Here is an 18,987-nt window from a genome sequence, read left to right as displayed (position 1 = left end):
ATGCACATATGCCACGACGACGACGGGAGAGCCGATGCGTTCCGCATCCACGCACTCCGCGACCGGCCCCAGCACCACCGCCTGGTCGCCCATGGACGGTCGCCCCGCCCAGCAGGGCATGTACGACCCGCGCAACGAGAAGGACGCCTGTGGCGTCGGATTCGTGGCGAACCTCACCGGCGAGGCCACCCACACACTCGTTGAGCAGGCCCTGACCGTATTGCGGAACCTTGAGCACCGCGGCGCGACCGGCTCCGAGCCGGACTCGGGCGACGGTGCCGGAATCCTCAGCCAGGTCCCCGACGCGTTCCTGCGCGAGGTGGCCGGCTTCGAGCTCCCCGAGGCCGGCGGCTACGCCGTCGGCATCGCCTTCCTCCCCGCCGACGGCACCGCACAGGCCGCCGCCGTGGAGCAGATCGAGGCCATCGCCGCCGAGGAGAACCTCACGGTCCTCGGCTGGCGCGAGGTCCCGGTCACCCCGGACCTGCTCGGCAACGGCGCCCGCGCGACCATGCCGGCCTTCTCGCAGCTGTTCGTCAGCAACGGCAGCACGGGCATCGAGCTGGACCGCAAGGCCTTCGTGCTGCGCAAGCGCGCCGAGCGCGAGGCCGGGGTCTACTTCCCGTCGCTCTCCGCCCGCACCATCGTCTACAAGGGCATGCTGACCACCGGCCAGCTGGAGCCCTTCTTCCCGGACCTCTCCGACCGCCGCTTCGCCTCGGCCGTCGCCCTGGTCCACTCGCGCTTCTCCACGAACACCTTCCCATCGTGGCCGCTCGCCCACCCGTACCGTTTCGTCGCGCACAACGGCGAGATCAACACGGTCAAGGGCAACCGCAACTGGATGAAGGCCCGCGAGTCCCAGCTGGCCTCCGCCGCCTTCGGCGAGGGCGCACTGGACCGGATCTTCCCGATCTGCACCCCGGACGCCTCCGACTCGGCCTCCTTCGACGAGGTCCTGGAGCTGCTCCACCTCGGCGGCCGGTCCCTCCCGCACAGCGTGCTGATGATGATCCCGGAGGCGTGGGAGAACCACACCTCCATGGACCCGGCCCGCCGCGCGTTCTACCAGTACCACTCCACGATGATGGAGCCCTGGGACGGCCCGGCCTGCGTCACCTTCACCGACGGCACCCAGGTCGGCGCGGTCCTGGACCGCAACGGCCTGCGCCCCGGCCGCTACTGGGTCACCGACGACGGCCTCGTCGTCCTCGGCTCCGAGGTCGGCGTGCTCGACATCGACCCGGCCAAGGTCGTCCGCAAGGGCCGCCTGCAGCCCGGCAAGATGTTCCTCGTCGACACCGCCCAGAAGCGGATCATCGAGGACGACGAGATCAAGAACGAGCTGGCCTCCGCCGCGCCCTACGCCGAATGGCTGGAGACCGGCGAGATCGAGCTCTCGGACCTGCCCGAGCGCGAGCACATCGTGCACACCCACGCCTCGGTCACCCGCCGCCAGCAGACCTTCGGCTACACCGAGGAAGAGCTGCGCGTCATCCTCGCCCCGATGGCCCGTACCGCCGGCGAGCCCCTCGGCTCCATGGGCACGGACTCCCCGATCGCGGCCCTGTCCGAGCGCCCGCGGCTGCTCTTCGACTACTTCACCCAGCTCTTCGCGCAGGTCACCAACCCGCCGCTGGACGCCATCCGCGAGGAGCTCGTCACCTCGCTGCTGTCCTCGATCGGCCCGCAGTCCAACCTGCTGGAGCCGACCGCCGCGTCCTGCCGCAGCGTCACCCTGACGTTCCCGGTGATCGACAACGACGAGCTGGCCAAGCTCATCCACATCAACGCCGACGGCGACATGCCCGGCATGAAGGCCGCCACGCTCTCCGGCCTCTACCGCGTCTCCGGCGGCGGCGAGGCCCTGGCCGCCCGTATCGAGGCGATCCGCGCCGAAGCCGACGCGGCCATCGCCAACGGCGCCCGCCTGATCGTCCTCTCGGACCGTCACTCGGACGCCGAGCACGCGCCGATCCCGTCGCTGCTGCTCACCTCCGCCGTGCACCACCACCTCATCGCCACCAAGCAGCGCACCCAGGTGGGCCTGCTGGTCGAGGCCGGAGACGTCCGCGAGGTCCACCACGTCGCCCTGCTCATCGGCTACGGGGCCGCCGCGGTCAACCCGTACCTCGCCATGGAGTCCGTCGAGGACCTGCTGCGCGCCGGTACCTTCCTGTCCGGCCTGGAGCCGGAGCAGGCCATCAAGAACCTGATCTACGCGCTCGGCAAGGGCGTCCTGAAGGTCATGTCCAAGATGGGCATCTCCACCGTCGCCTCCTACCGCGGCGCCCAGGTCTTCGAGGCCGTCGGCCTCAACGACGAGTTCGTCGAGACCTACTTCAACGGCACCGCCACCAAGATCGGCGGCGCCGGCCTGGACGTCATCGCCAAGGAGGTGGCCGCGCGCCACGCCAAGGCGTACCCCGCCTCCGGCATCGCGGCCACGCACCGCGCGCTGGAGATCGGCGGCGAGTACCAGTGGCGCCGCGAGGGCGAGCCGCACCTGTTCGACCCGGAGACGGTCTTCCGCCTCCAGCACGCCACCCGCAACCGCCGGTACGACATCTTCAAGCAGTACACGGCCCGGGTGAACGAGCAGTCCGAGCGCCTGATGACGCTCCGCGGCCTGTTCGGCTTCTCGTCGGACCGCGAGGCCATCTCCATCGACGAGGTCGAGTCGGTCGCCGACATCGTCAAGCGCTTCTCCACCGGCGCCATGTCGTACGGCTCCATCTCCAAGGAAGCCCACGAGACCCTCGCCGTCGCCATGAACCAGCTGGGCGCCAAGTCCAACACCGGTGAGGGCGGCGAGGACCCGGACCGCCTGTACGACCCGGCGCGCCGCTCGTCCATCAAGCAGGTCGCCTCCGGCCGCTTCGGCGTGACGAGCGAGTACCTGGTCAACGCGGACGACATCCAGATCAAGATGGCGCAGGGCGCCAAGCCCGGCGAGGGCGGCCAGCTGCCCGGCCACAAGGTCTACCCGTGGGTCGCCAAGACCCGGCACTCCACCCCGGGCGTCGGCCTGATCTCCCCGCCGCCGCACCACGACATCTACTCCATCGAGGACCTGGCCCAGCTGATCCACGACCTCAAGAACGCCAACCCGGTCGCCCGCATCCACGTGAAGCTGGTCTCCGAGGTCGGCGTGGGTACGGTCGCGGCCGGTGTCTCCAAGGCCCACGCGGACGTCGTCCTCATCTCCGGCCACGACGGCGGAACGGGCGCCTCGCCGCTCACCTCGCTCAAGCACGCGGGCGGCCCCTGGGAGCTCGGCCTCGCCGAGACCCAGCAGACCCTGCTGCTCAACGGGCTGCGCGACCGGATCGTCGTCCAGACCGACGGCCAGCTCAAGACCGGCCGCGACGTGGTCATCGCCGCGCTGCTCGGCGCCGAGGAGTTCGGTTTCGCGACCGCGCCGCTCGTCGTCTCCGGCTGCGTCATGATGCGCGTCTGCCACCTGGACACCTGCCCGGTCGGCATCGCCACCCAGAACCCGGTCCTGCGCGACCGCTTCTCCGGCAAGCCCGAGTTCGTCGTCAACTTCTTCGAGTACATCGCGGAAGAGGTGCGCGAGATCCTCGCCGAGCTGGGCTTCCGCACGATCGAGGAGGCCGTCGGCCACGCCGAGATCCTCGACACCACCAAGGCCGTCACGCACTGGAAGGCGCAGGGTCTCGACCTGGAGCCGCTCTTCTACGTGCCGGAACTGCCCGAGGGCGCGGTCCGCCACGCCCTGATCGAGCAGGACCACGGTCTGGAGAAGGCCCTCGACAACGAGCTGATCGAGCTCGCCGCCGACGCGCTGAACGCGGAGAGCGCCGAGTCCGCCCAGCCGGTCCGCGCCCAGGTCGCGATCCGCAACATCAACCGCACCGTCGGCACCATGCTCGGCCACCACGTCACCAAGAAGTTCGGCGGCGCGGGCCTGCCCGACAACACCATCGACCTGACCTTCACGGGTTCGGCCGGCCAGTCCTTCGGCGCCTTCGTGCCCAAGGGCGTCACCCTCCGCCTGGAGGGCGACGCCAACGACTACGTCGGCAAGGGCCTCTCCGGCGGCCGCATCGTGGTCCGCCCGGACCGCGGCGCCGACCACCTCGCCGAGTACTCCACCATCGCCGGCAACACCATCGGCTACGGAGCCACCGGCGGCGAGATGTTCCTGCGCGGCCGCACCGGCGAGCGCTTCTGCGTCCGCAACTCCGGTGCCCTGGTCGTCTCGGAGGGCGTGGGCGACCACGGCTGCGAGTACATGACCGGCGGCCGGGCGGTCGTCCTGGGCGAGACGGGCCGCAACTTCGCGGCCGGTATGTCGGGTGGCGTCGCGTACGTCATCGACCTCGACCCGCACAACGTCAACGTCGGCAACGCGGGCGCGGTCGAGACCGTCCTGTCCGACACCGACAAGCAGTGGCTGCACGATGTGGTGCGCCGCCACGAGGAGGAGACCGGCTCGACCGTGGCCGCGAAGCTCCTGGCTGACTGGTCCGTCGCGGTGGACCGCTTCAGCAAGATCATCCCCACCACGTACAAGGCAGTGCTCGCCGCCAAGGACGCCGCTGAGCTCGCCGGACTCTCGGAATCCGAGACCACGGAGAAGATGATGGAGGCGGCGACCCATGGCTGACCCGAAGGGCTTCCTCACCACCACCCGCGAGACCGCCTGTACCCGTCCCGTCGCCGATCGGCTGAAGGACTGGAACGAGGTCTACGTCCCGGGCTCGCTGCTGCCGATCATCAGCAAGCAGGCCGGCCGCTGCATGGACTGCGGCATCCCGTTCTGCCACAACGGCTGCCCGCTCGGGAACCTGATCCCGGAGTGGAACGACTACGCCTACCGCGACGACTGGGCGGCGGCGTCGGAGCGGCTGCACGCGACGAACAACTTCCCGGAGTTCACCGGGCGGCTGTGCCCGGCCCCGTGCGAGTCGGCGTGCGTCCTCGGCATCAACCAGCCCGCCGTGACGATCAAGAACGTCGAAGTCTCGATCATCGACAAGGCGTGGGACAACGGCGACGTCACCCCGCAGGCCCCCGAGCGGCTGTCCGGCAAGACCGCCGCCGTCATCGGCTCGGGCCCGGCGGGTCTCGCCGCCGCCCAGCAGCTGACCCGGGCCGGCCACACCGTGGTCGTGTACGAGCGCGCGGACCGCATCGGCGGCCTGCTGCGCTACGGCATCCCCGAGTTCAAGATGGAGAAGGTGCACATCAACCGCCGCATCGAGCAGATGCGCGCGGAGGGCACCAAGTTCCGCACCGGAATCGAGGTCGGCCGCGACATCACCGCCACCGACCTGCGCAAGCGGTTCGACGCGGTGGTCATCGCGGCGGGCGCGACCGTCTCCCGCGACCTGCCGGTCCCCGGCCGCGAGCTGAACGGCATCCACTTCGCGATGGAGTACCTGCCGCTCGCCAACAAGGTCCAGGAGGGCGACTTCATGGCGCCCCCCATCACGGCCGAGGGCAAGCACGTGGTCGTCATCGGCGGCGGCGACACCGGCGCGGACTGCGTGGGCACCGCCCACCGCCAGGGCGCGGCCTCGGTCACGCAGCTGGAGATCATGCCGAAGCCGGGCGAGGACCGGAACGCCAACCAGCCGTGGCCGACCTTCCCGATGCTCTACAAGGTCACCTCGGCCCACGAGGAGGGCGGCGAGCGGGTCTACTCCGTCTCCACCACCCACTTCGAGGGCGACGAGGACGGCAACGTCCAGGCCCTCCACCTGGTCGAGGTCGCCTTCGAGGACGGCAAGCTCGTCCAGAAGCCGGGTACCGAGCGCGTCCTCCCCGCGCAGCTGGTCACCCTGGCGATGGGCTTCACGGGCACCGACCAGGCGAACGGCCTCACCCAGCAGTTCGGCCTGGAGATGGACGCCCGCGGCAACATCGACCGCGACGCCTCCTACGCGACCAACGTCGAGGGCGTCTTCGTCGCCGGCGACGCGGGCCGCGGCCAGTCGCTCATCGTCTGGGCCATCGCGGAAGGCCGCTCGGCCGCCCGCGGCGTGGACCGCTTCCTGACCGGCAGCAGCGCCCTCCCGTACCCGGTCAAGCCGACGGACCGCTCGCTGACGGTGTAGCACCCGCAGCACCCCCGCCCCGCGAAGGGCGGGACCCCTCATACGGCCCGTACAACGGCGTACGGAACACCCGACACAGCGCCCGCCACGACTCCTTCTGGATGGCGTGCTCGCACCGCTCGGCCGCAGGCGGCCTCCCGGGCTTCGCCCGGCTGCGCCGGCCTCCGGCCGTCGGTGCGGGCCCGGGCCCCGGGGGCCCTGCAGCACCCCCGCCCCGCGAAGGGCGGGACCCCTCATACGGCCCGTACAACGGCGTACGGAACACCCGACATAGCGCCCGCCACGTCCCCGACCAGGGGTGGCGGGCGCTGTGGCGTGTTCGGGGCTACTCGGGCTGGGTGACCGTGGCGCCCCAGCGGGTGGTCGGGGTCGAGGCAGTCACCGTGGCCCCGAAGCCGCCCCGGAGGCCGGCGCCGAGGGGGACGGTGACGCGCGCCGGGTCGCTCCCGGGGCAGTCGACCGTGAACGGGGCCGGGTCGCGGTCCGGGTGTTCGTCGAGGTGGAAGGCCACCTCTATGCTGCCGCCGCCCGCGCAGCCGAAGGTGATGAACGTGTCCAGCCGGGACGAGAGCCCGCCCGAGACGAAGCCGCTGGAACCGGTCTGTTCGGGAACCCAGATCAGCCCGTCGGGCCCCGGGTACCCGACGATCTCGCCCTCCGGCGAGGCCTGTGCCGTGCCGGCGGCGAGCGTGAGCACGAGCGCCGCGGCCAGTGTGCTGAACGCGGCGGCCTTGCCGCGCCCGTGTGCCTGCTTCATGTGGTCCCCCGTGGTGTGTCCGTTCTGACTGACACCGATCACGCTAACCAGGGGTACTGACAACGGCCTGTGGCGTTGGGTAGTCGTATCAATCCGTTCCGACGTTTCGCCGACGTGGTCGCGACTACGCTCCTCGCGGAGCAAGGGCACTGTGGAAGCGGGGAGTTGGCTCATGGCCAAGCAGAAGGATCTGAGCGGGGCGCAGACACCGGAGGAGTTCGCCCGCGAGGAACTGCGGCGCCACCGGGAAGCGGCCGGGCTGAGCCAGGAAGGTCTGGGCGAGCGGATCTTCACGAGCGGGGCGTACGTCGGCCAGATGGAGTGCGGCACGCGCAGGCTCCGGCCGGAGATCGCGGAACTGATCGACAAGGTCTTCGGCACCAAGGACTACTTCACCCGCCTGGCCAAGGCGTTCAAGTCGAAGCATGTCGAGTACTTCGCCGAGGCGGCCGAGCTGGAACGTTTGGCGACGGCCATCTTCGACTACGGCCCCACGCTCGTTCCCGGGCTGCTCCAGACGGCGGACTATGCGCGGGCCCTGATTCGGGCGGCTAGTCCCACCGGTCCGGCGGACCGTGTCGATTCCCTGATCGCGGCTCGTATGGAGCGTGCCCGGATTCTCGACGACCCTGATAGCCCGGAGTTGTGGGTCGTTCTGCACGAAGCCGTACTGCGTACGGCAGTCGGCGGGCACGCTGTGATGGCTGCCCAGCTACGGCATATCTCCTCCTGCGTTCGCGCGCATCGGATCACCGTTCAGGTGGTGCCGTTCGCGGCGGGCGCCCATGGTGCTTTGGGGGCTTATGTGCGCATCATGCAGTTCAGTGACGCGCCCGACGCGGCTTATACGGAGGGCCCGCACGCCGGGCAGTTGCTCGACTGCCCGGCATTGGTTCGCCGTCACTGGAGGTCATACGATCTTGCCCGGGCTGCCGCGCTGTCGCCGGAGGTGTCCTTGACCTTGATCGAGTCGGTGGCGGAGGAGCATGCGAGATGCGCGCAGACGTGAACGGCCTGTCCTGGCGGAAGTCTCCGCACAGCAACGGGGAGGGCGGCGAGTGTGTCGAGGTCTCCGACGACCTCCCCGGCCTCGTCCCCGTCCGCGACACCAAGCTCGCGGGCGCCGGCCCGGTGCTGGTGTTCCCGGCCGCCGCGTGGGCTCCGTTCATCCGGGCCGTGAAGGGTCGAGCCTGATCTCGTAGCGCAACTGCTGGCGTCCGGCCGGCATGAGCATCACGTCCGCCTGGATGGGGCGGTCCGTGGCGTCGTAGGTGGTGCGGGTCAGGCGGAGGACCGGTTCACCCGCCCCGAGACGCAGTCGCTCACGGTCCTCTTGGCGCGGGATCCGGGCCGTCACGTCCTCCACGACCCGCACGCCGACGTGCCCCAGGGCGGCCAGCAGCGTCACGGCGCCGCCGCGGATCTTCGCCGCGCCGGCGAGAGCAGTGCCGACGGCGATGTCCCGGGGGTAGTACGTGTCGGTCAACTCCGTCGGCTCGTCGTCGAGTTCGATGAGTCTGCGGCGCCTCACGACCGTACTTCCGGCCGCCAGCCCGAGCATGAGGGCGATGTCGGCGGGGGCTGCCACCTCTCCGGCACACAGGATGCGCTGACCGCCCCGCCGCCCTGCTGCGACGGCCTCCTCCGTCCATGCGTCCGCTGTGCCCGGCGGTCGGGCGGTCAGATACGGCATCGACCTGCTGGTCCACTCGCTGCCGCTCACCATGGCTCCCACACACCTGAAATCCGCTCCGTCGACTCCACGCTATGCGACGGAGCCCGGCGTACCCACCGGGAACGGCGGGTCCGTGGCGTGTGCGCGGTTACTCGGGCTGGGTGACCGTGGCGCCCCAGCGGGTGGTCGGGGTCGAGGTGGTCACCCATGCGACGAATCCGCCGTGGAGGCCCGTGCCGAGCGGGACCGTGACGACCGTCGGGTCCGTGCCGGGGCAGTCGACGGTGAAGGGGGCCGGGTCGCGGTCCGGGTGTTCCTCCAGCCGGAACGAGACCTCGATGCTTCCGCCGTCGGCGCAGCCGAACGTGATGAACGTGTCCAGTCGCTCGGAGAGGCCGCCCGAGACGAAACCGCTGGAGCCGGCCTGGTCGGCGATCAGATCAGCCCGTCGGGGCCCGGGTAGCCGATGATCTCGCCCGCCGGCGCGGCCTGGGCCGGGCTCGCAGCCAGGGCCAGAGCGAGAGCAGGGGCCAAGGCCGCCAGGGCGGTCGTGCGCTTCTTCATGTCGTCCCCCAAGTGGTCGTGTCGTCCGTTCGTCGGACACGTCGCGACGCTACCCAGCGGTCCCGACATCTGCCTGAGTACGCGTACTCAGTCCGCACCCCCAGCAATCCGGGTTGCTCACAGGCGTGTTGACGCCCCATCGCTTGACAGTGATCGCAGACGCATAGTCCTATAGTGCTAGGAAGCTAGATGAATAGAGGAGGACAGTGATCGAGTTTCACCTCGATGCCCGCTCCGGTGTCGCCCCGTACATGCAGCTCGTCCACCAGGTGCGGCAGGCCCTGCGGCTCGGGCTGCTGTCCGAGGGGGACCGGCTGCCGACCGTGAAGGACGTCGCGGCCGGCGTGGCGATCAATCCCAACACCGTGCTCAAGGCCTACCGGGAGCTGGAGTACGAGGGTCTGGTCGCGAAGAAGCCCGGGGTCGGCACCTTCGTCTCCGGCACGCTCAGCGACGACTCCCTCTCCGAACACGAGCCCCTGCGCCGCGAGTTGCAGTCGTGGCTCGACAAGGCGCGGGCCGCCGGGCTGGGCGAGGAGAGCATCGAGGCCCTGTTCCTGAGCACCTTCCGCGCCCGCACCGGCACGGACCCGCACATCGAAGAGGAGAAATGACCGCGATATTGGAAGCCCGCGCGCTGGGCAAGCGGTACGGCCGCAAAGAGGCGCTGAGCGACTGCACCCTGAGCGTGCCGTCCGGGCGGGTCGTCGGCCTGGTCGGTCCCAACGGGGCCGGGAAGTCCACCCTGTTGCAGCTGGCCTGCGGGCTGATCGGCCCGACCTCCGGCAGCATCGAGGTACTCGGCGGCCGGCCCGCGTCCGGGCCCGGGCAACTCGCCAAGGTCGGGTTCGTCGCCCAGGACACGCCCACCTACGCCGGCCTGTCCATCGCCGACCACCTGAAGCTGGGCGCCCGGCTCAACCCGGGTTGGGACGCGCAGCTGGCGGGAGACCGGATCCGGCAGCTCGGCCTGGACCCCGCACAGAAGGCGGGCAAGCTCTCCGGCGGCCAGCGAGCCCAGGTCGCCCTGACCCTCGCGGTCGCCAAACGGCCCGAGCTGCTGATCCTCGACGAGCCCGTCGCCGCCCTGGACCCGCTGGCCCGGCGGGAGTTCCTGCAGAGCCTGATGGAGGTCGTGGCCGAACACGGAACCACCGTGGTGCTCTCGTCGCACCTGGTCTCCGACCTGGAACGGGTCTGCGACCACCTGATCTCGCTGGTCGCCTCCCGCGTCCAGGTCGCGGGCGACGTCGACGACCTGCTCGCCACCCACTTCCGGCTCACCACCGCCCGCCGCGAGGCGGCCACCCTGCCCCGGGACATGCAGATCATCCAGGAGACGCACACCGAGCGGCAGAGCACCTTCATCGTGCGCGCCGCCCAGGCGCTCCAGGACCCCTCCTGGGTCCTGGAGCCGCTCGGCCTGGAGGACCTCGTCCTCACCTACATGAGCCAGGCCACGGCCGGGCCCGGCCCCCGAACCACCCGGGAGAACCAGCGATGATCTGGCTGACCTGGCGCCAATACCGCGTCCAGACCCTCGCCGCGCTCGCCGTCCTGGCCGCGCTCGCGATATTCCTCCTGGTCACCGGCCTGCAGATGCGCGAGGTCTACGACAGCACCGTCGCCGGCTGCGGCAGCGACTGCGAATCGGCGAGGAACGCCCTGGTCGTCGAGTACCAGACCCTGACCTACTACGTCACGAGCCTGCTGCTCGCCGCACCCGGCATCATCGGGATCTTCTGGGGCGCCCCGTTGATCGCCCGCGAACTGGAGACCGGCACCCACCGGCTCGTCTGGAACCAGAGCATCACCCGGGGCCGCTGGCTCCTGGTCAAGCTCGGGGGCGTCGGCCTCGTCGCCGTCGCCGTCACCGGGGTGCTCAGCCTCCTGGTGACCTGGTGGGCGAGCCCCATCGACCGGGTCAACCTGGACCGGTTCACCGCCCTCATGTTCAGCGGCCGCGGGATCGTCCCCCTCGGCTACGCGGCGTTCGCCTTCACCCTCGGCGCCGCGGCCGGACTGCTGATCCGGCGCACCGTGCCCGCGATGGCCGTGACCCTCGTCGCCTTCGTCGCGGTGCAGATCCTCGTGCCCTACGCGATCCGCCCGCACTTCGTGACACCGGAGCACACCGACGTCGCGCTCAGCTCCCTCGTCACGGCGCCGGTCGGCGGCGGCGAGGAGTCCGGCGCGCCGAAGGACGGCTGGAACGCGAACCACATCCAGCTGAAGGGAACAGGAGACGACGCCCACCTGCGCATCGGGGTGCTCAGGCCCGGCGTCTGGGTCGTGTCCGATCTCGGTGCGGTGCTCGACTCCTCCGGCCAGGAGGTCCGCGGCGCCGACGGCTGCGCGGAACCCAAGACGGACCCCTTCGCATGCTTCGCCACCTCGAAGCACCACATAGAGGTCGACTACCAGCCCGCCGACCGCTACTGGACCTTCCAGTGGATCGAGACCGGGATCTTCCTCGCGCTCTCCGGACTGCTGGCCGGGTTCTGCGCCTGGTGGCTGCGCCGCCGGGCCGCCTGACCGGGACGGGAAAAGGGCGGCCGAAGCCAACGCAACTGGCTTCGGCCGCCCTCCCCGACCCTACTCGGCCGCGGTGACGGGCCCGGGCCAGCGTCACTCGTGCAGGTGACGCACCCGCACGGTCCGCGCTGGGTCCGACTGGGCCGCACGGGTCAACTCTGCTCGAAGCGAGCACAGTTCACGGGAGCCGCAGTCTGGTAACCATCTGGATCATGGCTCCCGTCCGAACCCTGCTGAGCGGCCTGCTCGGTGCCGCCCTGCTGTTCCCCGTCCAGCACTCCGCCACCGCCGCCGACGGCCGCACCGTCGACTACCACGGTCTGCGCGTCACGCTCCCCGCCGGCTGGCGGATCGTCGACCTCGACCGGGACCCCGACGCCTGCCTGCGCCTCGACCTGCCCACCCTGTACGTCGGCCACGCCGGCACACAGGCCGAATGCACCGGCCGTGCCGTCGCCGGCCGCGCCGACACCCTGCACCTCGAACCCCTCGACGGGGCCCCCGACCGCGCCGACATCCCGACCGTCGCCGTGGAATCCCGGAACGTGCCGCACGAGGTCCCGCCGCGCTCCGACAGCCACGAGCTGCGGTACGCCCTGCGCCGCTCCGGGGTCATGGCCACCGTCTCCTACGGGGCCACGCCCGACACCGTGCGCGGCATCCTGGCGCGGGCCCGCACGCTGACCCCGCCGTCGGCCGGGACCCCCGTCGTGGCCGTGCCGGCGACCGGTGGCCCGAAGCTCCGTAGCGCCCAGGAACCCTTCCGCGGCGAGGGCTTCGACGCCTGCACCGCCCCCGCCCAGAAGACCATGGACACCTGGCGGGCCTCCTCCCCCTTCGGTGCGATCGGCGTCTACATCGGCGGCCGGGCCCGCGCCTGTGCCCAGCCGCGGCTCACGGCCCGCTGGGTGGAGCGCCAGGCCGCCGCGGGCTGGCACCTGATGCCGATCTGGGTGGGCCCCCAGCCCTGGCACAACGCCGGCACGGGCCTGTCCACCGACCCCTCCGAGGCCGACGGACAGGGCCGGGAGGCCGCCGAGGGCGCGGCGGAGGCGGCCCAGTCGCTGGGCCTGGCCGAGGGCACGGTGCTGTACAACGACCTGGAGAACTACACGGACCGCGCCACCTGGGACGCCCCGGTCGTCGCCTACCTGACCGCCTGGACGGTCCGGCTGCACGAGCTGGGCTTCCGCTCCGCCGCCTACGTCTCGGTGAGCTCCGGGGTCAAGGCGTTGAAGGCGCACTACCACCAGGCCCCCCACGCCATGCCGGACGTGCTCTGGTCCGCCCGCTGGAACCTCTCGGCCACGGTGGGCGACGCCGACATGGGCCTGGCCAAGGGCACCGTGAAGTGGGCCGGCCCCCGCAGGGCCCACCAGTTCCGCGGCGACCACAAGGCCACCTACGGCGGGGTCACCCTCACCATCGACCGCAGCTGGGTGGACGTCGACCCGACCACCCTCGCCAGGAAGGACAAGAAGCCGGCGGCCTAACCGTACTCGGCCCGCGGTCCGGACAGCCGCTCGGCGACCAGCGCCAACCAGGCGCCCGGCGCGTAGGGGGCGGGCGGGTCGACCTCCATGCCCAGCTCGGCGACGCCGACCGCGTAGTCGACCTCCTCCAGATCCAGGGCGAGCAGTTCGCGCAGCTCACCGGCGAGCCGCGCCACGACCGTCGCGTCGGCCGAGCCGGCGTAGTCGCGCACGGCGGCGTCATGGTCCTCGAACTCGTCGGGCGTGCCACTCCCTCCGCGACCCTGTCCGCCGTCTCCTTCAGCACGTCGATGATCGGACGCCTGCGATCGGGTGTCACTACGGGGTTGTGTCGGGGGGCGCGTCAGGCCGTTTCCTCGCGGGGTGGTTCGTCGTCGTCGCCCCGGCGCAGGGTGCGCAGGCCGTGCTCCGGGGTCCATGAGCGCACCACCAGTTCCTCGCCCTCGACCCGGACCCGGACGACCTCCGTCAGGTCGGCGTAGAAGAGGTGGAAGGGGTGCGGGGTCGCCGTCTCCTCCGCGTACCGGTGCAGTTCGGGCGGGTCCACGAGCTCCACCGCGCGTCCGGAGATCCGTGCGTCCCCGTTCGGCATGTCCTCGCCCGCGCCCGGGTTGGCGTGCAGGGCGAAGCGCGGGTCGTGCTGGAGGTCCCGGGCCTTCATCGAGCCGAACATCATGCCGAGCCACAGCTCCCCGCCCCGGATGTCGACGTTCAGACCGGTCACCCGGGGGGAGCCGTCCTTGCGCAGGGTGGCCAGGACGTGGTGCGGGTACTGCGCGAAACGGGCCTGGACGGCCGCAGCGAACTCCGGCTCCGCCTTCTCGAAAGCTGCCCAGCTGGTATGCGTCATGCGTCCATCAAAGCGCGGGCACCGGCGGGCGCAGGTCAGGCGCGCACGATGCCCGCACTCCGCGCCGCCGCCAGCCACGCCGGGAATTCACTGACGAGGCGGTCGTACAGTTCGCCGTCCGGCACCCTGCGGGGGTCGGCTCCCGCGTGGAAGTAGCCCGCGTTGTCGACGGCCCGCTGCGCCGGCACCGGCAGTTCGTCCAGCCTGCGCAGGAAGTCGAACTGGGTGCTGCGCGTGTTGCCGAAGCCGACGAACTGCCAGAAGAGCGGCAGCCGGGCCGCCTTGCACAGGTACCGCTCCGCCGCGAGCTTGTTGATCGGACCGCCGTCGGTCTGGAAGACGACCAGGGCGGGCGCCGTCGTCCCCGAGTCCAGGTAGTGGTCGATGACCGCGTCCATCGCCGCGTGGTAGGCCGTCTTGCCCATGTGGCCCAGCCGGGAGGCGATCTCGGTGACCCGGCCCTCGTGCCCGGCCAGGGAGATCTCCTCGACCGCGTCGACCTCGGTGGAGAAGAAGACCACCGGTACGCGGGCGTCGTCGTCCAGGTGTGCGGACAGCCCCAGCACCCGGTCCGCGAGGGCCTGCACGCTGCCGTCCGCGTAGTACGGCTTCATCGACCCCGAGTAGTCCAGCACCAGGTAGACGGCGGCCCGGCCGCCCTCCATTCCGTGCTTGCGCAGGGAGACCCCGGCGCTCTTGTAGAGGCTCACGAGAGCCGGAGCCGTCTCCTCGACCTTGCGGAGGTTGATCGCGCTGCCCGTCATGGGGCGAGGGTACGACAGTACGACGGCTCGTCTGCCCGCCTGGTGGAAAGAGGTCTCCGGCCGGCCGCGCCCGGTGCGCCGCTCCGGCGAGGGCCCGGGTCGCCCACCGTGGTCCTACGGCTGCCCGCCCGGCCCGGGCTGCCCGCCGGGTCCGCCGAGTGCGGCGATGTCGTCGAGCATGCGCGCCGCGAGGTCGCGCTCGGTGGCGTAGTACCGCTCGGCCCACTTGAGGGTGAGCGCCGGGTACGCCCAGGCGCTCTCGTCCTTCGCGCCCTCCCCGTCGGCCACCGCGCGAAGGCGCATCCTCTCCGCGAACTCCTGCTGCTGCAGCAGGACTTCACGCATCTGCTCCGGCTCCAGCAGATGGCCCAGCCACAGCCGCAGCATCGGCCCGTGCTTGAGGACGGGCGGGTCGACGGGGGCCTCGCGGGCCCACTCCCGGACGGCCGTCATGCCCTCGTCCGTGATCCGGTACACCCGCTTGTCGCGCGTCCCGGTGTCCTGGGCCACCGTCCGCGAGGACGCGTAGCCCGCCTTCTCCAGACGCCTGAGCTCGCTGTAGATCTGGCTGAACGACGGGCTCCAGTAGAAGAACCGCAGCGACCGGTCCGACCACTTCTTGAGGTCGTAACCGGAGAGCTCCTCTCCGAAGGAGAGCAGTCCGAGCACCGCCCAGCCGGTCGCGGGGAGCGCGCGCTTGTTCGTCTCGTCTGCCACGCAGCGCAGTCTACGACCGCCCCCCGCCGCGCCCTTCCCCCTGCAATGTATGACTGCTAGAAGTATTTCTATTAGAAACATCTGTTGGGTTGGAAACGCCGGATGGAGGGATCCCACCGTGAAGTTCTCGATGATCTTCGAGGCGCAGCTCGCCGACCCCACCCCCGAACGCGAACGCCAGGTCATCCACGACTGCGTCGAACAGGCCGTCCACGCCGAGCAGATGGGCTTCGACCGGATCTGGGCCGTCGAGCACCACTCCCTGACCCGCTACGCGCACATGAGCGCCAGCGAGATCTTCCTGACCTGGGTGGCCGCCCGCACGCACCGGATCCGGATCGGCCACGGCGTCGTCACCATGCCCTTCGGCTACCAGCACCCGGTGCGCGTCGCCGAGCGCGCCGCCATGCTCGACGTGCTCTCCGGCGGCCGCGTCGACATCGGCGCCGGGCGCGGCGCCACCCGCCAGGAGATGTCCATGTACGGGGTCAGGCCCGAGGACACCTCCCCGCAGACGGAGGAGGCGCTGAGGATCTTCTCCTCGGCCTGGAAGGAGGAGACGTTCGAATGGCACGGTTCCATCGACATCGGACCCGGCGCGATCCTGCCCCGCCCGGTCCAGGACCCGCACCCGCCGCTGTTCATGGCCTGCTCCCGGCACGACACCCTCGAACTGGCCGCCGAGCTCGGCATCGGGGCCCTGGTGATGGGCTTCGCCGGCGCCGACGACGTACGCGCCATGCGCAAGGTCTACGACGAGGCCATCGCCAACCGCAGCGGCGCGCGCCTGCTGTCGGCCGAGGCCAACGACCACTTCTCCGCCCTCTGCCCGACCATCGTCCTCGGCGACGCCGAGGCCCTGCGGCTGGGCACGCGCGGGCAGCGGTTCTTCGCCGAGGCCATCGCCCACTGGTACGGCGGCGGCCCCGAGCCCTCCGGGTACGCCGAGGAGGAGGACCACGTGGCGGCCCTGGCCAGGCGCCGGGAGGAGCTCGTCGCCAAGCTGCACGAGGCGAACATCCCCGCCCGTCCCGTCGACACCGGCACCTACAACGCCGACCACGCGTACGGCAGCGCGGAGACCGCCATCGCGTACGTCGAGCGGCTCCGCGAGATCGGTGTCGACGAGGTGATGTGCCTGATCCAGATGGGCACCGTCCCCCAGGAGGTGTGCATGGAGACCATCCGGCAGTGGGGCGAGAAGGTCATCCCGCACTTCCGCGCGCTGGAGGGCTGAGCCGTGGGGGAGCGGCTCGGCGGAAAGGTCGTCGTGATCACCGGCGCCGGGCGCGGCCAGGGCGCCGCCGAGGCCCGGCTGTGTGCGGAGGCGGGAGCCCGCGTCGTCGTCACCGACGTACGGGAGGACGAGGGCCGGGCGGTGGCCGGCGGACTCGGCGACCAGGGGCTGTACGTCCGCCACGACGTGAGGGACCCGGCGAGCTGGGCGGCGGTGGTCAAGGAGGCGATCCGCGCCTTCGGCACGGTGTCGGCCCTGGTCAACAACGCGGCCCTGTGGCGCACCGCCCACGTGGAGGAACAGCGGCCGGAGGACTTCGAAGCGCTGCTGCGGGTCAACCTGCTCGGCCCGTTCCTCGGCATCCAGGCGGTCGCGCCGGTGCTGCGGGCCGGTGGGGGCGGCTCGGTCGTCAACATCTCCTCCACCGCCGGACTGGTCGGGATCGCGGGCCACGCCGCCTACGGATCCACCAAGTTCGGGCTGCGCGGACTGACCCGGTCGGCGGCGCTCGACCTCGCCGGGGACCGGATCCGGGTCAACTCGGTGCACCCGGGGGCCATCGACACCCCGATGGTGGCCGAGGCCGTGGCGGGACGGGACTGGTCGCACGTGCCACTGGGGCGCATGGGCCGCCCGGAGGAGGTCGGGGAACTGGTCCTCTTCCTCTGCTCGGACGCGTCCTCGTACGTGACGGGCAGCGAGTTCACCGTGGACGGGGGGATGACGGCGGCATGAGCGGCCTCCACGCCCCCGACCCGCTCTCGCCCGGGGCAAGAGCGCTGTGCGACGCGATGACCGCCGGCTTCCCGGGACCGGGCGACCTCCACGCCCTCCGGGCGGCCGCGGCCTCCGGAGCCGGACGCACCGGCCCGGCGATGGCCTCGGTGTCCGACACGGCCGCGGGCGGGGTCCCGGTCCGGATCTACGATCCCGCGCCGTGCCCGGCCGACCGGCCCCTGGTCGTCTTCCTGCACGGTGGCGGCTGGGTGATGTGCGGCCTGGACTCCCACGACGCGACCTGCCGCTCCCTGGCCGTGGCCGCGGGGGCGGTGGTCGTCTCGGCGGACTACCGGCTGGCCCCCGAGCACCCCTGGCCGGCGGCGCCGGACGACGCGCTGACGGTCCTGCTCTGGGCCCGGGACCGGGCCCGGGCGCTGGGCTGCGATCCCGGCCGGGTGGTGCTGGCGGGCGACTCCAGCGGCGGCAACCTCGCCGCCGTGACGGCGTTGCGCGCGCCCGGGCTCGCGGCGGGACAGGTGCTGTTCTATCCGCCGCTGGACGCCTGGATGGACTCCGCCTCCGTGGAGACGTACGCGGAGGGCTACTTCCACACCGCCGCCCACATGGCCTGGTACTGGGACCAGTACGGCGGCGACCCGGAGCACCCGCACGTCTCGCCGCTGCGCGCCCCCGGCCTGTCGGGCCTGCCGCCCGCCCTCATCGTCCTCGCGGACTGCGACGTGCTGCGCGACGAGGGCCTCGCGTACGCCCGCCGGCTGGCGCAGGCCGGTGTCGACTGCACGCTCCAGCTCCACCCGGGGGTCTTCCACGGCTTCCTGGGCCTGCCGCTGCCGGCGGGCGCCGCCGCGCTCCGGGCGGCCGGGGCCTGGGTGGCCGGGATCCGCACGGCGGAGACGGGAGGGGCGCAGGCATGATGTGTCCATGGCTGAACTGACACGGAGGCTGCCGGGTGCCGCCTTGCGCAACTGCCTCCTCCTGGCGGGGGAGTTCGGTGCGATCTGGCTGCTCCGGGGCCCCGAGGGTGCCTGGATCCCCGTCCTGCTGGCGGTCTTCGTCCTCGGCGCGGCCGTCCCGCACGGCACCGACGCGGAGTTCGTCGCCCGTACCCTCGTCGCGCTCCTCGCGGTCGGCATCGCCGTGGCCGGCGGGAACACCTGGGACCGGCACACCCTCCACGAGCGCGGCCGGGAGGAGCAGGCGATCGTGATCGAGCGGACCATGGTGGAAGACGACTCGACCCCGGCCCCGTCGCTGCGGCTGCGCAGCGAGGCGGGCCGGGACCTGCCCGGCCCGGTGGACATGGACCTCCCGGTCGGCGCCCGGCTGAAGGTGACCGTGGACCCCGACGGGCCGGCCTGGTCCGTCGGCGGGCGCCCCGAACGGCCGCGCTGGCCGGCGGTCGGCACCGGGGCCCTGATCCTGTTCCAGACCGTGCTCGTCGGCCGGATCTCCCTGCGCCGCCCGCGGGCCTGAGGACTCTGCCCGATCCTGCGGGCGCAGCCCTCGACGGCCGTGCCGCCGATGCTCCCCGCGACCGCACCACTCGCCGACCGCGGGGGCAAGTGCCC

The 18,987-nt window shown here is 71.6% G+C and carries 19 protein-coding genes; 12 read left to right on the top strand and 7 right to left on the bottom strand.

The genetic code is table 11. From position 1 onward, the window contains the following. Positions 1-91 precede the first annotated feature (91 nt). Positions 92-4,633: a glutamate synthase large subunit gene (gene gltB, locus DEJ51_RS08360; RefSeq protein WP_190620886.1), complete on the top strand. Its 4,542-nt coding sequence runs from the start codon at positions 92-94 to the stop codon at positions 4,631-4,633. Continuing rightward, positions 4,626-6,086, top strand: a complete 1,461-nt coding sequence (locus tag DEJ51_RS08355) for a glutamate synthase subunit beta (protein WP_150257024.1) — start codon at positions 4,626-4,628, stop codon at positions 6,084-6,086. The genes gltB and DEJ51_RS08355 overlap by 8 nt, the downstream gene beginning before the upstream one ends. A gap of 325 nt (positions 6,087-6,411) precedes the next feature. On the opposite strand, the gene DEJ51_RS08350 is transcribed toward DEJ51_RS08355, so the two are convergent. Next, positions 6,412-6,843, bottom strand: a complete 432-nt coding sequence (locus DEJ51_RS08350; RefSeq protein ID WP_150257023.1) for a hypothetical protein — start codon at positions 6,841-6,843, stop codon at positions 6,412-6,414. Positions 6,844-7,015: 172 nt separating this feature from the next. Here DEJ51_RS08350 and DEJ51_RS08345 point away from each other — a divergent pair, with 172 nt between their 5' ends. Beyond that, positions 7,016-7,852: a helix-turn-helix domain-containing protein gene (locus tag DEJ51_RS08345; RefSeq protein WP_150257022.1), complete on the top strand. Its 837-nt coding sequence runs from the start codon at positions 7,016-7,018 to the stop codon at positions 7,850-7,852. Further along, on the top strand, positions 7,837-8,037 hold the full coding sequence (locus DEJ51_RS08340) for a DUF397 domain-containing protein (protein WP_150257021.1): 201 nt from the start codon (positions 7,837-7,839) through the stop codon (positions 8,035-8,037). The genes DEJ51_RS08345 and DEJ51_RS08340 overlap by 16 nt, the downstream gene beginning before the upstream one ends. On the opposite strand, the gene DEJ51_RS08335 is transcribed toward DEJ51_RS08340, so the two are convergent. Both DEJ51_RS08335 and DEJ51_RS35500 read right to left on the bottom strand, forming a co-directional pair. Then, a complete protein-coding gene (locus tag DEJ51_RS08335) occupies positions 8,009-8,569 on the bottom strand; it encodes a GntR family transcriptional regulator (RefSeq protein WP_411757292.1) in 561 nt (186 codons plus the stop codon). The two genes, DEJ51_RS08340 and DEJ51_RS08335, sit on opposite strands and share 29 nt — an antisense overlap. 384 nt (positions 8,570-8,953) lie before the next feature. Continuing rightward, positions 8,954-9,082 carry a hypothetical protein gene (locus DEJ51_RS35500; protein ID WP_263411700.1) on the bottom strand — a complete coding sequence of 43 codons (129 nt, stop codon included), beginning with the start codon at positions 9,080-9,082 and terminating at the stop codon, positions 8,954-8,956. Positions 9,083-9,288: 206 nt separating this feature from the next. Between DEJ51_RS35500 and DEJ51_RS08330 the strand changes: the two genes are divergently transcribed. From DEJ51_RS08330 to DEJ51_RS08315, 4 genes are all read left to right on the top strand, one after another. Next, positions 9,289-9,696, top strand: coding sequence for a GntR family transcriptional regulator (locus DEJ51_RS08330; protein ID WP_190620257.1), 408 nt, complete (start codon positions 9,289-9,291; stop codon positions 9,694-9,696). Continuing rightward, complete coding sequence (locus DEJ51_RS08325) at positions 9,693-10,586, top strand: ABC transporter ATP-binding protein (RefSeq protein WP_150257020.1); 894 nt, start codon at positions 9,693-9,695, stop codon at positions 10,584-10,586. Before DEJ51_RS08330 ends, DEJ51_RS08325 begins: the two co-directional genes overlap by 4 nt. After that, positions 10,583-11,617, top strand: a complete 1,035-nt coding sequence (locus tag DEJ51_RS08320; protein WP_150257019.1) for an ABC transporter permease — start codon at positions 10,583-10,585, stop codon at positions 11,615-11,617. Before DEJ51_RS08325 ends, DEJ51_RS08320 begins: the two co-directional genes overlap by 4 nt. Before the next feature lie 212 nt (positions 11,618-11,829). Next, on the top strand, positions 11,830-13,110 hold the full coding sequence (locus tag DEJ51_RS08315) for a DUF1906 domain-containing protein (protein ID WP_150257018.1): 1,281 nt from the start codon (positions 11,830-11,832) through the stop codon (positions 13,108-13,110). Here the strand turns inward: DEJ51_RS08315 and DEJ51_RS35805 are convergent. The 4 genes from DEJ51_RS35805 to DEJ51_RS08290 all read right to left on the bottom strand — a co-directional run bounded on the left by DEJ51_RS35805 (position 13,107) and on the right by DEJ51_RS08290 (position 15,441). Next, positions 13,107-13,529, bottom strand: a complete 423-nt coding sequence (locus DEJ51_RS35805; RefSeq protein ID WP_190620255.1) for a contact-dependent growth inhibition system immunity protein — start codon at positions 13,527-13,529, stop codon at positions 13,107-13,109. The genes DEJ51_RS08315 and DEJ51_RS35805 overlap by 4 nt on opposite strands. Continuing rightward, entirely contained in the window at positions 13,454-13,960 is a 507-nt protein-coding gene (locus DEJ51_RS08305; protein WP_150257017.1) for a pyridoxamine 5'-phosphate oxidase family protein, read from the bottom strand. The genes DEJ51_RS35805 and DEJ51_RS08305 overlap by 76 nt, the downstream gene beginning before the upstream one ends. Before the next feature lie 35 nt (positions 13,961-13,995). Then, positions 13,996-14,724 (bottom strand): VWA domain-containing protein, encoded by a 729-nt coding sequence (locus tag DEJ51_RS08300; protein WP_150257016.1) that lies wholly within the window; start codon positions 14,722-14,724, stop codon positions 13,996-13,998. A 114-nt stretch (positions 14,725-14,838) separates the two neighbouring features. Continuing rightward, the gene (locus DEJ51_RS08290) at positions 14,839-15,441 is read right to left on the bottom strand and encodes a PadR family transcriptional regulator (RefSeq protein ID WP_223835710.1); all 603 of its coding nucleotides are present in this window, start codon (positions 15,439-15,441) and stop codon (positions 14,839-14,841) included. A gap of 118 nt (positions 15,442-15,559) precedes the next feature. Between DEJ51_RS08290 and DEJ51_RS08285 the strand changes: the two genes are divergently transcribed. The 4 genes from DEJ51_RS08285 to DEJ51_RS08270 are packed head-to-tail and all read left to right on the top strand — an operon-like array spanning position 15,560 to position 18,892. Then, a complete protein-coding gene (locus tag DEJ51_RS08285) occupies positions 15,560-16,678 on the top strand; it encodes an LLM class flavin-dependent oxidoreductase (protein WP_150257014.1) in 1,119 nt (372 codons plus the stop codon). A gap of 3 nt (positions 16,679-16,681) precedes the next feature. Next, positions 16,682-17,413, top strand: coding sequence for an SDR family NAD(P)-dependent oxidoreductase (locus DEJ51_RS08280; RefSeq protein ID WP_150257013.1), 732 nt, complete (start codon positions 16,682-16,684; stop codon positions 17,411-17,413). Next, a complete protein-coding gene (locus tag DEJ51_RS08275) occupies positions 17,410-18,333 on the top strand; it encodes an alpha/beta hydrolase (RefSeq protein WP_150257012.1) in 924 nt (307 codons plus the stop codon). The genes DEJ51_RS08280 and DEJ51_RS08275 overlap by 4 nt, the downstream gene beginning before the upstream one ends. A 7-nt stretch (positions 18,334-18,340) precedes the next feature. Next, complete coding sequence (locus DEJ51_RS08270) at positions 18,341-18,892, top strand: hypothetical protein (RefSeq protein WP_150257011.1); 552 nt, start codon at positions 18,341-18,343, stop codon at positions 18,890-18,892. Positions 18,893-18,987 lie beyond the last annotated feature (95 nt).

The sequence above is a fragment of the Streptomyces venezuelae genome (assembly GCF_008642275.1).
GTDB classification, from domain to species: Bacteria; Actinomycetota; Actinomycetes; order Streptomycetales; family Streptomycetaceae; genus Streptomyces; species Streptomyces venezuelae_E.
The sequence above is the reverse complement of the archived record's forward strand: the minus strand, read 5'-3'. Positions and strand labels throughout refer to the sequence as shown.